This window comes from Streptomyces sp. NPDC029152, assembly GCF_055564355.1.
Genome location: NZ_JBVHWR010000005.1, coordinates 130,391 through 143,067, shown reverse-complemented (window position 1 = coordinate 143,067; position 12,677 = coordinate 130,391). Strand labels below are relative to the sequence as shown.

The following is a 12,677-nucleotide window of genomic DNA, read 5'->3' as shown; positions in this document are numbered from 1 at the left end:
CGGGAGCGACCGCCTCACGGCTCCGCGTACACCACCGTCGCGTCGTCGTGCGTCTTGCTGCGGCCGAGGAACTCCCGTGCCCCCGCCGCGTCCCCGCGCTCCAGCTCCCGCACCCGGTCCACCAGTGCCCGCGCGCCCTGCTTGCGCACCAGGGCGAGGCAGTCCGCCCAGTCGCCCTCCCGGAACGTCTCCACCCAGCGCGCGGCCCCGTCCGTCAGCGCCACCAGCGTCCGCACCCCTTCGCGCGGCAGTACCCCCGTCACCGCCCGCGCCGCCACCGCCGGGTCGGCCGCGGCCGTGAAGAAGCCGCCCTCCTTGTTGCGGAAGCCGGCGTCCACCAGCGCGTCCGTGGCGAGGGCCGAGCGCGGCAGACGGGCCAGCCGGTCGTCGAGGACCGCCGTGACCGTGCCGTCGGGAGCCTCCACGAGCAGGACCGAGTCGGACAGCACCAGGTACTCGACCAGGTCGGGGGACCAACGCGCCAGGACCACGGTCGCCTGAGGCGTGCGAGGGTGAGAAAGGTCACAGCTTTCCCCGTGTGCCGTCGAGGTACGCGCGATGGCGCGGGACAGGACGTCGGAGAGAGGAACATCCGCGAGTGAAACGGTCAGTTCGGTCAGCGCCCCGCCGAGCCGCGCGGTGAACCAGGGTACGGAATGCAGACAGCCCGTCCCGCTCCTCGGCGGTGTCACGCCGTCCAGCACGACGAGTGAACCACCCTGTCCCGAGGCCGGTAGCGCGACGCTCGCGAAGTCCTCGTTGGGGTGGTCGGCGAGGCCCGGTTCCGAAACGAGTTCCGTACGCATCCGGCCAGTCTGCACGACCCCTTCACGGTGTCCACAAAAGGCTGGCAACCCTCCCCGGAACGACGCGGTCGCGCAGGTCAGCAGCCGGATTTGGGGTGGAATGCTTCACTCCGACGACGCGTGGCGGCACATGGTGCCATCGCCCGCCGCAGACGTCCAACCGGCACACCGCCCGGGACCGCGGCACGAGCCACCGGAACTTGCCCACCAACTCCCGTCCGGGGTTCACTCCTTCGGGTGGCGGGTCAGGTGATGCGCGCCCACCGCCCACCGGCACTGGGAGGGTCGGGAACCGGCAGGGGGCCTGCCCTGCTCACGGGGTCGCCCCGTCCGGCGCGCGGTCGGTGGCGGAGAATCGGCCCAGAGCTTGGGGAAGGGTGCACGCGCCGGCCGGTCAGTTGACGGAGCGCCACCCGGGCCCACGGGTACACGAGTCAGGAATGCGAGCACCGGTGCAGAAGACGCGGCCTCGTCGCACAGGCAAGCAGGCGGCCCCCGTTGGGAGCGCGGAGCGAACACCCGGCACCCCCTCCACGCCGGTGGCCGAGGCGCCACCCGTAGGCAAGGGCCGCCCCACCCATGTGCGCAACCGGCTCATCGTCGCCGTGGCGGTCGTCGCCGCCGCCGTCGCCGGAGCCGGGGCCCCGTCGGTCGTGGCCGCCTCCGGGCGACTGCACGACACGCAGGACCTGGTGACGCTCGCCGAGCAGACCCAGGGCGCGCTGACCCTCGCCCACTCCCTCGCCGACGAGCGGGACGAGGTCACCCCCTACGTCGCCGCGGGCCGCCCCGAGTCCAAGGCCCCCTCCGAGCAGCGCAGCGCCCGTGTCGACCGGCAGGTGGAGGAACTCCTCGCCGACACCGACACGCCCGCCTCCCTGCGCGAGGACCTCGACGCCATCGCCGCGCTGCGCCGGTCGGCGCTCACCGGGAAGAGCACCGCCCTCCAGGCGCACGAGGCCTACTCGGAGGCGATCGCCGGGCTCCACGCCCTGGCCGAGGAACTGGCCGAGCGGATGCCGCCCCGTGCGGGAGCCGGCGCCCACTCCCTCGCCGAACTGGACACCGCCGTCCAGCAGGCCGCCGCCACCCGGGGACTGCTGCTCGCGGCCCTCGGCGTGCCGAGCAGCACCGAGACCGTCATCGACCCGATCACGGGGCTGCCGGCCGAGTCCGTCACCTCCTCGGACGCCGAAGCCGAGCAGCGCGACGCCCTCACCGCCGCCGCCCAGCAGGCCCGGGTGCGCTCCGACGCGGCTCTCGCCGACTTCCGCGAGGGGGCGCCCAAGGAGGCGCGGGACAGCTTCGACGCCACGGTCGCCGGGCCGGAGGTCAACTCCGCCGAGAAGTACCTCGCCGACCTCACCGACCAGCCCACCCTCTCCGACGACGACCTCGGCACCTCGGTCAAGAAGCTGGACGCCGCGCTCTCCGCCCGGATCGACGCCATGCGCGGCGCCGAGTCCGCCCTGTACGACAAGCGCACCCGGGCGCTCGAGCAGCTGCGCGACGACGACGTGACCGCGCTGGAGGTCCGGATCGCCGCCCTCGGCGCGCTGATCCTGCTCGCCCTCGGCATCGCCACCGCCATGGCCCGCACCCTCACCCGCCCCCTCTCGGTGCTGCGCCGCGGCTCGGCCCGGCTCGCCGCGGCGCCGGACCCCTCCACCGAGGAGCCGGTGGCCTTCACCGGCCGCAACGACGAGTTCGCCCAGGTGGTCCGCTCCGTCAACGCCCTGCACGCGCACGCCGCCACCCTCGCCGAGCGCGTCAACACGCTGGAGGCCGACCGCAAGCACCTGGTCGGCCAGCGGCAGAAGATGGCCGACGCCCGCGAGGAACTGCGCGCCGAACTCGCCGAGTCCGCCGCCCAGCTGGAGGTCGTCCGCAAGAGCATCGGCTCCACCTTCGTCAACCTCGCGCTGCGCACCCTCGGCCTGGTCGAGCGGCAGCTCGCCGTCATCGAGAGCCTGGAGGAGCGCGAGCAGGACCCGGAGCGCCTCGCCACCCTGTTCAAGCTCGACCACTTCGCCACGGTCATGCGCCGGCACAGCGAGAACCTCCTCGTGCTGGCCGGCACCGAACACATCCAGCACAGCGCCGGCCCGGTGCCGCTGGTCGACGTGGTCCGGGCCGCGGTCAGCGAGATCGAGCGGTACGAACGGGTGCGCATCGCCGCGCTGCCACCGCACGCGCACGTGGCCGGATTCGCCGCCGACGACCTCTCCCACCTGCTCGCCGAGCTGATGGAGAACGCCACCTCCTTCTCGCCGCCCGACCTGCCCGTAGAGGTCTCCGGCTGGCTGCTGGAGAACGGCGAGGTGATGCTCTCCGTCCAGGACGAGGGCATCGGCATGGCCACCGAGCGGCTCCAGCGGCTCAACGCCCGCCTCACCGACTTCGACCCGGAAGCGCCCTACGACCAGGAGGGCGAGGACGGGCTCGGGCTCGGCCTGTACGTGGTGGCCCGGCTCGCCCACCGGCACGGGGCGCGCGTGCGGCTGCGGGAGCAGAAGCAGGGCGGGGTCGCGGCCGTCGTGGTCCTGCCGGGCACGCTGCTCGCGGCGGCGCCCCCGGCGGCCCTCGCCCCGGTCGCGCCGGTGTCCGAGGGCACGGGCTCCTTCACCCTGCCGGGTGCCGGCGCGGAGGCCAACTCCAACGTCCTGCACGGCCGTGCGGAGAAGGGGGCGCGGCAGGAGGTCGACCCGCTGGTGGCCTCGGCGGAACAGGCCGTACGGCGTGCGGAGGCGGAGGCCGGAGCGGAACCGGTGGCGGAGACGGAACCGGTGGCGGAGGCGGCGGACACCGCCGGGCCGGCGGAGACGGGGGCGGCGGCCACCGCGGTGGCCGAGCCGGTGCCGGGCGCCGCCCCGCAGGGGCCCGCCGACGAGGCCACGGAGGCCGCTGAGGCGCGTGAGGCTTTCGAGACGCAGCAGGCTTCCAGGGCGGAGGAGACTCCCGGGACCGAGGAGGCTCCGGAGACCGGGAGGACGCGTGGTGTCAGGGACTTCCCCGACGACACCACGATGGAACTCCTGCTCCCGGCACAGGCCCAGCCTCAGCCCGGGCCCGGGTCCCAGGCGCCGACTCCGCCCCCGGCGCCCGTGCCCGCCCCGGAGGAGAACCCCGCCCCGGAGGAGAACCCCGCCCGGGAGGAGACCCCCGTCCCGCAGGAGCACCCCGCTCCCGCCGGCCCCTACGCCATCGGCCCCGACGTCCACGAACGCAGCGCGGACGAGGGCGCCGAGCCGGACGGTGACCCCGTCACCGCCAAGGGTCTGCCCAAGCGGACCCCGAAACTCACCACACCCGCCGCGGTCCCACGGCCGCGCACGGCGGGTTCCGTCGACGCCGAGGCGCTGCGCCGCCGCCTGGGAGGGTTCCGCCGGGGGGCGGAGGCCGGGCGGCGCGACGTCGAGGCGGAGATCGCCGAGCGGACGGACCAGAACCAGGCGCCGCCGGCCGCTGGGACGACCGAAGAAGCCACGGGGGGCACTGTCGAGGAGGCAAGCAGTTGACCGCTCCCAGTACGTTCGGACTGAGCAGTGAAGCCCGTAATCTGCACTGGCTGCTGACCAACCTCGTCGAGGAGGTCCCCGGCATCCTGTCCGTCGCCGTGGTCTCCTCCGACGGCCTGCTCCTGCTCTCCTCCGACCAGGACAGGAACGAGGAGGCCCGGGTGGCGCGGGGCGAGCGGCGCACCGGCCCGCGCGGCTCCGCAGCCGACCTCGCCACCGTCGTCTCCGGCGTGGGCAGCCTGACCGTCGGCGCCGCCCGGCTGATGGACTTCGGCAACGTGAAGCACACGATGGTCGCCATGGACGAGGGCAGCCTGTTCGTGATGTCCATCAGCGACGGCTCGCTGCTCGGTGTGCACGGCTCCGCGGACGCCGACATGAGCGTCCTCGCCTACCACATGGCGCTGTTCGTCGGCCGCGCCGGCCACGTCCTGACCCCCGAACTCCGCAGCGAACTGCGGAAGTCGCTGGAGTCCGAGTCGACGGAGGGCGCCCGATGAGCAGTGATCCCGGCAGGAAGCCGAAGCACCCGAAGAGCCTCCCCGTGCGCGGCGCGGACCGCAGGCCCGCCCGCGTCCGCCCCTACTCGCTCACCGGCGGCCGCACCCGCTTCGGCCACGTCCTGCTCGTCGAGACGTTCGTCGGCGCCACCGCGGGCACCGCCGCGCTCGAAGCGGCCGCGGAGCGGAAAGAACTGACCAACGGCGGTCTCACCTCCCGCGTGATGCCGGAGATGCGGGCCATCGTCGAACTGTGCCGCCGTATGCGTACGGTGGCCGAGATCGCCGCGCTGCTGAAGATGCCGCTCGGCGTGGTCCGCGTGCTCCTCAGCGACCTCGCGGACCAGGGAAAGATCCGTGTGTACGGCACCGGAACCGGCCATGGCACGGGCCGCCCGGACCGCGCTCTGCTCGAAAGGGTGCTCAGTGGACTCCGTCGTCTCTGACGCCGCCGCCTACGGCGTCTCCCCCCTCGTCGACCCGGACGAGACCCTGCAGCCCTGGCAGACGGACCGCACCCGTGCGCCGATCGCGACGAAGATCGTCGTGGCGGGCGGCTTCGGCGTCGGCAAGACCACGCTGGTCACCGCCGTCTCGGAGATCACGCCTCTGCAGACTGAGGCACTGATGACCGAGGCGAGCGAGGACACCGACGACCTCACCGCCACCCCGGACAAGGTCACCACCACCGTGGCCATGGACTTCGGCCGCATCACGCTCGACGACGACCTGGTGCTCTACCTGTTCGGCACGCCGGGCCAGCAGCGGTTCTGGTTCATGTGGGACGACCTGGTGCGCGGCGCGATCGGCGCCGTCGTCATGGCCGACACCCGCCGCCTGAAGGACTGCTTCCCGGCGCTGGACTACTTCGAGAGCTGCGGACTGCCGTACGTCGTCGCGGTGAACCACTTCGACGGCAGCGAGCGGTTCGAGGCGGAGGACGTGCGGGAGGCGTTGACGATCCCCGCGCACATACCTGTAATGATCATGGATGCGCGCCGCCGGATCTCGGCCATCGAGACCCTCTTGTCCCTCGTGGGCCACGCGCTCGACGAAACCCCCGAGTAGGAGACGTAACCCCGCATGCGGAAGATACTCGTCGTCGGAGCCGGCCAGTCCGGTCTCCAGCTCGCCCTCGGCCTCCAGTCGCACGGCTACGAGGTCACCCTGATGTCCAACCGGACCGCGGACGAGATCCGCACGGGCCGGGTCATGTCGACGCAGTGCATGTTCCACACGGCACTCCAGCACGAGCGCGATCTCCAGCTGAACTTCTGGGAGTCCCAGGCCCCGAAGATCCAGGGACTCGGCGTCTCGGTGGCGGCCCCCGGCTCCTTCGACCCGGGCCCCTCGCAGCGGGCGATCGACTGGCTGGGCCGGCTCGACGGCTTCGCGCAGTCGGTCGACCAGCGGGTGAAGATGGCCGGCTGGATGGAGACCTTCGCGCAGCGCGGCGGCCAGCTCGTCATCCACGGCGTGGCCGTCGGCGACCTGGACTACTTCTCCCGCGCCTACGACCTCGTCCTCGTCTCCGCCGGCAAGGGCGAGCTGGTGCAGATGTTCGGCCGGGACGCCTCCCGCTCCCCGTACAGCACGCCACAGCGCGCCCTCGCCGTCGCCTACGTCCACGGACTGGGCCCGCGTCCGGAGCACCCGGACACGGAGGCCGTCCGCTGCAACCTGGTGCCCGGCGTCGGCGAGATGTTCATCATGCCCACCGTCACCACCTCCGGCCGCGCCGACATCCTGTTCTGGGAGGGCATACCCGGCGGCCCGCTCGACGTCTTCAAGGACGTGAAGGACCCCTCGGAGCACCTCTCCCTGACCCTGGAACTCATGGAGAAGTTCCTCCCCTGGGAGTACGCGCGGGCCACCAAGGTCGAGCTGACCGACGCCGGCGGGACCCTCGCCGGCCGCTACGCCCCCACCGTCCGCAACCCCATCGGCCGTCTCCCCGGCGGCGGCGCGGTCCTCGGGGTCGCCGACGTGGTCGTCGCCAACGACCCGATCACCGGGCAGGGCTCCAACTCGGCCTCCAAGTGCGCCGCCTCCTACCTCGCCTCGATCCTCGAGCACGGCGACAAGGAGTTCGACGAGGCCTGGATGCAGCAGACCTTCGACCGCTACTGGGAGACGGCCCAGCACGTCACCAAGTGGACGAACACCATGCTCGCCCCGCCGCCCGAGCACGTCCTGAACCTGATCGGCGCGGCCGGCCAGCTCCAGCCGGTCGCCGACCGCTTCGCCAACGGGTTCAACAACCCGGCGGACTTCGAGAACTTCTTCTACGACCCGAAGAAGACCGAGGCCTACCTGATGGAGGTCTCCGGCGCGGCCGGCGCGTGAGCCGCGGCGTACCCCTCGTCGGATCCTCCCGCCGCCCCTGCCGGGAGCCTCGGCGGCGTGTACCGCGGCAGAGGCCTCCCCAGGGGATCGGGCCGTACGGCGCCCAGCACCGGGTTGGCCGCGATCGGTGACACCTTGACCTCGGCACCCGGCCGCGGGGCCTGGACGACCAGGCCGTCGCCGACGTACATCGCCACGTGGGTGGCCTCGGGGAAGTAGACGACCAGGTCGCCGGGGCGCAGCCGGTCCAGCGGGACGCGCTTCAGCCGCGCCCACTGTTCCTGGCTGGTCCGCGGGATCGGCGTCCCGGCCCGCTCCCAGGCCACGGAGGTCAGCCCCGAGCAGTCGTACGACGCCGGGCCCTCCGCGCCCCACTGGTACGGCTTGCCGAGCTGCTCCACCGCGAAGCGCACCGCCCGGTCGCCCTCCGCGGACGGCCTGCCGTCGTCGCCGGTCGCGCCGGACGCCAGGAACCGCTCCTGGGCCTCGGCCACGCCCTTCTCCTCGGCGGCGGCCAGTTCGGCCAGCTGTTCGGCGCTGAGCGAGGCGAGCAGTTCCTCCACGGCGCGCAGCCGCACGCGTACGCCGTCCCGGTCCTTCCTCTGCCGTTCGGCGAGGGCGACCTGCTCGTCGAGGGCCTCGCGGGCCCGGCGGGCCAGGTCGTCGGCCTTCTTCTCGTGGTCGGCCAGGCGGTCCACCGTTCCGACGCGCTCCCGGGCCAGCCGCCCGATCACGTGCCCCTGGTCGAGCGCGTGCTGGGGATCGCGGGCCAGCAGCAGCCGCAGGTAGGGGGAGAGGCCGCCGCTGTTCTGGTACTGCTGCCGGGCCAGCCGGCCCACCGCGCCACGGCCCTCGCTCAGGGACAGCCGGGTCCTGGCCAGCTCGGTCTCCAGCCGCTGCACCTTCGCACGCTGTTTCGTCAGCTTCTCCTCGGTGCCGTTGTAGGCCTCCGTGGCCTTCTCGGCCTCCCGGTACAGACCCTGAAGGTCCGTCAGCAGCTCGGCCACGGAACGCTCGCCCGGCGCGGGGGCGGGTTCCGCCCCGGCGGGCACGGGCGCGAGGGCGATCCCCGCCGTCACCGCCGCCGTACAGACCAGACGGAGAAGCCTTCCTGACACGTTGTCACCTCCGGTGCGGCGGCACCTTCGTCCGCTCCGCACCGCGAGCATCGGGCCGTCTTCCGGAATCCGCGCGTCGAATGTGCGCGGTTCGGCGCAACGACGTCACCCGTCGGCGTCGTCCGGCTTGCCGCCCGGCGTGGCGTCCGGACGGGACCACGGCCAGCGCAGGCGGGTCCTCGCTCCCCCCTCGGGGTCGTGCACGTACTTCCAGCGGGCGAACACCTTCCCCCCGGCCGAGCGCGGCACGCGCCGGTAGACGAGCACGGTGGGCGGCCCGCCGTCCGGGGCCGGTACGGGGATGCGGTACGTCTTCGGCGGGTGCCCGGTCGGTCCCACCAGGACCGGCAGCACGCGCCCGTCCATGGGGCCGCCCTCGAAGGGGGTGTCTTCGCTCTTCACGGCACCAGTGTCAGACATCCTCCGCCAGCGCCCCGACCAGCGCCGCGGTCTGCGGGTCGCGCCGCGCGGTGACCGACAGCACGGCCAGGAACTGCTCCACGAGCCAGTCCCGCAGCTCGTCGACGGGCGGCTGCTTGCCCTCGTCCAGCCAGATCAGCGAGGCCGCCTCCACCGCGGTGATCCACATCCGCACGGTCATCCGCAGCCGGGGGCCGGGGCCGGCGGCCTCCAGGTGGCTCATGATGTGCTCGGCGGCGGCCCGGCGCACGCCGTCCACGATGGCCGACGTCCGCGAGGTCTCGGCCACGCTGCCGCCCCGCAGCAGGGCGCTGAAGCCGGTGTCGTGCTGGTCGACGAAGGCCAGGTAGCGGTCCAGGGCGCGGGACAGCCGGGTCAGCAGCGGTCCCTCGCGGGGTTCGTCGAAGCACTGCCGCAGCTCGTCGGCGGCCGACCTGAGGGCGGCCTCGTAGAGCTGCTGCTTGCCGCCGGGGAAGTACCGGTACACCAGTGGGCGCGAGACCCCGGCCTGCTCCGCGACGTCGTCGAGGGAGACCTCCTGCGGCGGCCGGTGGGCGAAGAGGGCGAGCGCGGCGTCGAGCAGCTGGCCGCGGCGCTCCTCGACGCTGAGCCGGCGGTAGGCGGGGGTGGGGGCCTGCGGGGTCATGGACCGCAGCGTAATCGCTCCGCCGGGCGCGGCTCAGGGGGGCGGGGGAGCGGGCGGTGTCCGAAACGTGCCGTCGGGTGCGGCGGGGCGTGTCCCGCGGCCCGGCGCTGCCGGGGCGCCTCCCCCACGCCCGGCTGCGCCCGCGCGGGGGCCCCACCGCCCACCCGCGCCGCCCCTGGGGGCGCCTCCCAGGGGCGGCACGGGCAGAGGCGCGGCCGCCCGCAGCGCAGGGGGCCGGCTGCGGGGCTACGCCAGCAGGCCCGAGGACTTCCACAGACGGCGGCCCACTCCGCGCAGGACGCCGATGTCGTCCAGGAAGTCGGTCAGGCGCTTCGCGCCGGTCTGCATGATCTCCTTGCGGTGGCCGCTGGCCTTGACCTGGGCCATGGCCTCGCGCTTGTCCAGGCCGACGTTCGCGTAGACCTCGGGGTTGACGAAGGCGACGGAGAAGACGCGGGCGAACTCGCCGGAGGTGATCCGGGTGAACTCCTGCGACCACTTCGGGGCCGTCACCATCTGGCGGCGCAGCTCCTCGCGGGCGTAGCGCACGTGCCGGGCCTCCTCCACGACGTGGATGCGCGTGACGCCCCGGATCAGCGGCTGGATCCGCTCGTCCGGGAAGGTCAGCCGCTGCATCCAGTCCAGGACCTCCTCGCCGAGCAGCGTGGCGGTGAAGGAGCCGGGCGTGGTGGAGATCGTCTTGAACAGGCGGCCCAGGTGCTGGTGGACCGGGCTGACCGGGTACCACGGGGTCTCACCGCGGGATATCAGCCGGGCGAACATCTTGGAGTGCCGGCACTCGTCCTCGATCTCGGTGAGCGCGTACCGCACGTGCGCGCTCGTCGCCGCCTTGTCGTAGATGTGCCGCACCAGCAGCTGCATGAGGATCAGCTCGAACCAGATGCCGAGCGAGGCGAGCGCCGCGGACTCGTGCTGGGAGAGCAGGATGCGCTGCTCCTCGCTCATCCGCTTCCACATCGGGGTGTCGTACAGCGACACCAGCTCCGGCGGCCAGAACCACTTGCCCTCCTCGAAGGGCGCGTCCCAGTCCAGTTCCTTGTCCGGGTCGAAGGAGTGCTTGGCGGACGAGTCGAGGAGCCGTTCGGCCACCTGCTCCCGGTCCTTGAGCAGGCCGAGCGCGTCGCGCAGACCGTCGAGCGCGTCGGCTTCCGTCAGGGTCGTCATGGCTGTCCCACCTCTTCGTGTTACCCGCGGTCACTCACTCGTCTTATGAGACTGCCTGTCAGCAAGCTCGTCAATCCCCTGGGCGGAACTTGTTGACCGCGAGTAAAGAAGTGAGGGGTGCTCAGGTCCCTAGGCCGAGCAGCCCAGCCCTTCCGGCACCTCGGCCGCCACCGGCGTCGAGGCCTCCGCCGGGAACGAGGTCCGCAGGGTGAAGGCGTACGGCGTCGGTCCGTGCGTGCGCAGGTGGAGCAGGCGTGACTCCGCCTCCGCGACCGTCGGCCGGTGGCCCGCCGGGACCCACCACAGGGTCACCATCGCCTCGGCGACCCGCTCGAACCACTCCCTGCGCCGGGCCAGCATCTCCCGGTGCCGCCCCTGGTACATGAACGCCGTCAGGGCGTTCGCGTCCCGCCACACCGACATGTTGACGATCAGCCAGGAGTCCCCGAAGACGGAGACGTCGGTCGCGTCCCCCGCCTCGCCCTGCAGCCGCCACACGAAGCCGTCGGCGGCGTCCGCGTCGGCGTTCACGGGATCGAGCCCGTCCACGAAGTCCTTCAACCGCGGTGAGTCCAAGGGGGCTTTGAGGCGGGCGATGTTGACCTGCGCGAGTTCGTACGTGGTGTCAGACATGTACCGAACGGTAGGTCGGGCCGCCGGCGAGCCGGTACCCCCGTCTCATCCAGCGAGCACCGCCTCCATCACCGCCCGCGCGATCGGCGCCGCCAGCCCGCCCCCGCTGATGACCTCCCCTCCGCCCGGGGAGCCCTCCACCACCACGGCCACCGCGACCTTCGGCTCCGGGTCCCGGTCGTCCTGCGCCCAGGAGACGAACCAGGCGTACGGAGTACCCGAGTTGCCGACGCCGTGCTGGGCGGTGCCGGTCTTGCCGCCGACCGTGGCACCCGGAATCGCCGCGTTCGCGCCGGTGCCGTCCTCCACCACCCCGGTCATCAGCTCCTTCAGCCGCTCGGCCGTCGACGGTCTCATCGCCTGCCGGGCGGGCCGCGACCCGGCCGTCGCCACCACGCTGCCGCCCGCCCGCACCGTCCGCTCCACCAGGTACGGCGCCCGCACCTGCCCGCCGTCGGCCACCGCGGCCGCCACCACCGCCATCTGGAGCGGGGTGGCCCGCGTGTTGTACTGGCCGATCGACGACAGCCCGAGCTGCGCCCGGTCCACCGAGGTGTCGAAGGTGCTCCGCGCGACCGAGAAGGGGACGCGCAGCCCGTCGTCGTTGAAGCCGAACGCCTCCGCCGTCGCCGCCATGCCCGCCACGCCCACGTCCACGCCGAGCTTGGCGAACACCGTGTTGCAGGACCACTCGAAGGCCTCCCGCAGCGAGGCGTCCCGGCACCCCTCCCCCTCGTTCGTCAGCCGCGTCCGCGTTCCGGGCAGCGTGTACGGGTCGGGGGAGCGGGTCGGCGCGTCGAGGTCCCGGACCACGCCCGCGTCCAGCGCCGCCGCCGCGGTGACCACCTTGAACGTCGAGCCCGGCGGGTAGGTCCGGCGCACCGCCCGGTTGAGCATCGGCTTGTCCGGGTCGTCGTTCAGCCGCTCCCAGGTCCGGGTGGCGGCCGTGCTGTTGCCGGAGAGCAGCTGGGGGTCGTACGACGGGGCGGACACCAGCGCCAGGATCCGCCCGGTGGACGGCTCGATCGCGGCCACCGCCCCCTTGCGCCCGCCGAGCCCCTCGAACGCCGCCCGCTGCGCGGCCCCGTCGATCGTCGTCACCACGTCGCCGCCCGGGTTGCGGACACCCGTGACGTCGTTCCACAGCGGGAGCGGCGCGAGCATCGGGTCGGCGCCGGACAGCAGACCGTCCTCGGCGTGCTCCAGCAGGGTCGTCCCGTACACCTGGGAGGCGAAGCCGGTGATCGGCGCGTACATCGGGCCGTTCGCGTACGTCCGTTCGAAGCGCAGGTGCTCGCCGGTGTCCCGGGAGCCGGTGACCGGCTCGCCGCCGACCAGGATGTCGCCGCGCGGCTGCTGGTAACGGGCGATGTCCGGGCGGCGGTTGGCGGGGTTGTCGTCGTACTCCGGCGCCTGGACGATCTGCACGCGGGCGGCGTTCACCACCAGGGCGACCAGCAGCAGGGCGCAGAAGGCGGCGGCGTGCCGGATGTGCCGGGTCACCG

Annotated in this window: 12 protein-coding genes; 5 read left to right on the top strand and 7 right to left on the bottom strand. The window is 73.2% G+C overall.

The genetic code is table 11. The features are described from left to right. Window positions 1-14 precede the first annotated feature (14 nt). On the bottom strand, window positions 15-806 hold the full coding sequence (locus tag ACZ4V6_RS12885; RefSeq protein WP_467825948.1) for a protein phosphatase 2C domain-containing protein: 792 nt from the start codon (window positions 804-806) through the stop codon (window positions 15-17). A gap of 440 nt (window positions 807-1,246) precedes the next feature. Between ACZ4V6_RS12885 and ACZ4V6_RS12880 the strand changes: the two genes are divergently transcribed. Genes ACZ4V6_RS12880 through ACZ4V6_RS12860 form a run of 5 tightly spaced genes read left to right on the top strand, consistent with a single transcriptional unit; the run spans window position 1,247 to window position 7,170 of the window. Further along, on the top strand, window positions 1,247-4,324 hold the full coding sequence (locus ACZ4V6_RS12880; protein ID WP_467825945.1) for a sensor histidine kinase: 3,078 nt from the start codon (window positions 1,247-1,249) through the stop codon (window positions 4,322-4,324). After that, window positions 4,321-4,824, top strand: a complete 504-nt coding sequence (locus ACZ4V6_RS12875; protein ID WP_467825943.1) for a roadblock/LC7 domain-containing protein — start codon at window positions 4,321-4,323, stop codon at window positions 4,822-4,824. The genes ACZ4V6_RS12880 and ACZ4V6_RS12875 overlap by 4 nt, the downstream gene beginning before the upstream one ends. Continuing rightward, window positions 4,821-5,270 (top strand): DUF742 domain-containing protein, encoded by a 450-nt coding sequence (locus ACZ4V6_RS12870; protein ID WP_467825940.1) that lies wholly within the window; start codon window positions 4,821-4,823, stop codon window positions 5,268-5,270. Before ACZ4V6_RS12875 ends, ACZ4V6_RS12870 begins: the two co-directional genes overlap by 4 nt. Next, a complete protein-coding gene (locus ACZ4V6_RS12865) occupies window positions 5,251-5,892 on the top strand; it encodes a GTP-binding protein (RefSeq protein WP_467825938.1) in 642 nt (213 codons plus the stop codon). The genes ACZ4V6_RS12870 and ACZ4V6_RS12865 overlap by 20 nt, the downstream gene beginning before the upstream one ends. 15 nt (window positions 5,893-5,907) lie before the next feature. Then, window positions 5,908-7,170: a styrene monooxygenase/indole monooxygenase family protein gene (locus tag ACZ4V6_RS12860; RefSeq protein ID WP_467825936.1), complete on the top strand. Its 1,263-nt coding sequence runs from the start codon at window positions 5,908-5,910 to the stop codon at window positions 7,168-7,170. On the opposite strand, the gene ACZ4V6_RS12855 is transcribed toward ACZ4V6_RS12860, so the two are convergent. The 6 genes from ACZ4V6_RS12855 to ACZ4V6_RS12830 form a co-directional block, all read right to left on the bottom strand. Continuing rightward, a complete protein-coding gene (locus ACZ4V6_RS12855; RefSeq protein WP_467825934.1) occupies window positions 7,134-8,288 on the bottom strand; it encodes a C40 family peptidase in 1,155 nt (384 codons plus the stop codon). The two genes, ACZ4V6_RS12860 and ACZ4V6_RS12855, sit on opposite strands and share 37 nt — an antisense overlap. A 105-nt stretch (window positions 8,289-8,393) precedes the next feature. Continuing rightward, window positions 8,394-8,690: a hypothetical protein gene (locus ACZ4V6_RS12850; protein ID WP_467825932.1), complete on the bottom strand. Its 297-nt coding sequence runs from the start codon at window positions 8,688-8,690 to the stop codon at window positions 8,394-8,396. A 10-nt stretch (window positions 8,691-8,700) separates the two neighbouring features. Then, window positions 8,701-9,354 carry a TetR/AcrR family transcriptional regulator gene (locus ACZ4V6_RS12845; protein WP_467825929.1) on the bottom strand — a complete coding sequence of 218 codons (654 nt, stop codon included), beginning with the start codon at window positions 9,352-9,354 and terminating at the stop codon, window positions 8,701-8,703. 246 nt (window positions 9,355-9,600) lie between these two features. Further along, complete coding sequence (locus ACZ4V6_RS12840) at window positions 9,601-10,539, bottom strand: AurF N-oxygenase family protein (RefSeq protein WP_467825926.1); 939 nt, start codon at window positions 10,537-10,539, stop codon at window positions 9,601-9,603. Between the two features lie 129 nt (window positions 10,540-10,668). Beyond that, the gene (locus ACZ4V6_RS12835) at window positions 10,669-11,172 is read right to left on the bottom strand and encodes a DUF3291 domain-containing protein (RefSeq protein WP_467825924.1); all 504 of its coding nucleotides are present in this window, start codon (window positions 11,170-11,172) and stop codon (window positions 10,669-10,671) included. A gap of 45 nt (window positions 11,173-11,217) precedes the next feature. Then, window positions 11,218-12,675, bottom strand: a complete 1,458-nt coding sequence (locus ACZ4V6_RS12830) for a penicillin-binding transpeptidase domain-containing protein (protein WP_467825922.1) — start codon at window positions 12,673-12,675, stop codon at window positions 11,218-11,220. Window positions 12,676-12,677 lie beyond the last annotated feature (2 nt).

What these genes read in the sequence shown, in the direction of transcription:
- ACZ4V6_RS12845 (WP_467825929.1), bottom strand. Translation starts at nt 9,354, where the DNA reads ATGACCCCGCAGGCCCCCACCCCCGCCTACCGCCGGCTCAGCGTCGAG.
- ACZ4V6_RS12885 (WP_467825948.1), bottom strand. Translation starts at nt 806, where the DNA reads ATGCGTACGGAACTCGTTTCGGAACCGGGCCTCGCCGACCACCCCAAC.
- ACZ4V6_RS12860 (WP_467825936.1), top strand. Translation starts at nt 5,908, where the DNA reads ATGCGGAAGATACTCGTCGTCGGAGCCGGCCAGTCCGGTCTCCAGCTC.
- ACZ4V6_RS12840 (WP_467825926.1), bottom strand. Translation starts at nt 10,539, where the DNA reads ATGACGACCCTGACGGAAGCCGACGCGCTCGACGGTCTGCGCGACGCG.
- ACZ4V6_RS12835 (WP_467825924.1), bottom strand. Translation starts at nt 11,172, where the DNA reads ATGTCTGACACCACGTACGAACTCGCGCAGGTCAACATCGCCCGCCTC.
- ACZ4V6_RS12870 (WP_467825940.1), top strand. Translation starts at nt 4,821, where the DNA reads ATGAGCAGTGATCCCGGCAGGAAGCCGAAGCACCCGAAGAGCCTCCCC.
- ACZ4V6_RS12880 (WP_467825945.1), top strand. Translation starts at nt 1,247, where the DNA reads ATGCGAGCACCGGTGCAGAAGACGCGGCCTCGTCGCACAGGCAAGCAG.